Source organism: Actinocorallia lasiicapitis, assembly GCF_054778695.1.
The window spans coordinates 1-724 of record NZ_BAAGZI010000857.1; the positions used below are offsets into that span (position 1 = coordinate 1).

1 protein-coding gene is annotated in these 724 nt (G+C 67.5%); it reads left to right on the forward strand.

Annotation, left to right across the window (positions count from 1 at the left end; all coding sequences use genetic code 11):
* Window positions 1-724 (forward strand): hypothetical protein (locus ACYVE7_RS35130; RefSeq protein WP_460371002.1); only part of this gene is annotated, 724 nt, incomplete at both ends.

Here is a 724-nt window from a genome sequence, read left to right on the forward strand (position 1 = left end):
GTTGAAACGGCTGCGCGAGGCGGAGGCGCAGTTCGACAAGGCACTGGCGCTGACCGCGCAGATGCGAAGCCCACTGCTGCGGTCGCTGGTACTCGGCAATATCGCCGAAACGCGGCTGGCGATGGGCAATGTCGCGGGCGCGCAGCGCGCAATCGACGAAGGTCTGCGTCTGTCGGGTCGGGACGGCGCCGGTCAGCCCTATCGCACGGTCCTGATCGGGCTGGCCGCGCAGGCGGCGTATCAGCGCCACGATCTGGCAACGGCGGCGCGACTGATCGGCGAGCGGTTCGCCGGCCAGGATTTTGCCAAATCGACGCTGATCGATCGAGAGGCGCACCGGACCGCATATACGATCTACCGCGCGAGCGGCGCGCCCGACCTTGCGCTACAGCATCTGATGGCGCTGAAGCGGCTGGACGACGAGGCGACCACGCTTGCCCGGTCGACCAATGCCGCGCTGATGGCGGCGCGCTTCGATTTCGCGAATCAGGAACTGCGGATCGCCAACCTGCAGCGAGACGAAGCGCGGCGGAGCGTCGCGTTCGAAAAGGCGCGCGTCCGCACGCAGCAGACCGTGTTCGTCGGCTTCGCCGTCGGCGTGCTGGCGGTGCTGCTGATGCTCGGCATCGGCATCGTGACGCTGCGGCGCAGTCGCGACCGTGTGCGTGCCGTCAACGCGGATCTGAAAAAGGCGCTGGCCGCCAAGTCCGAATTCCTTGCGACG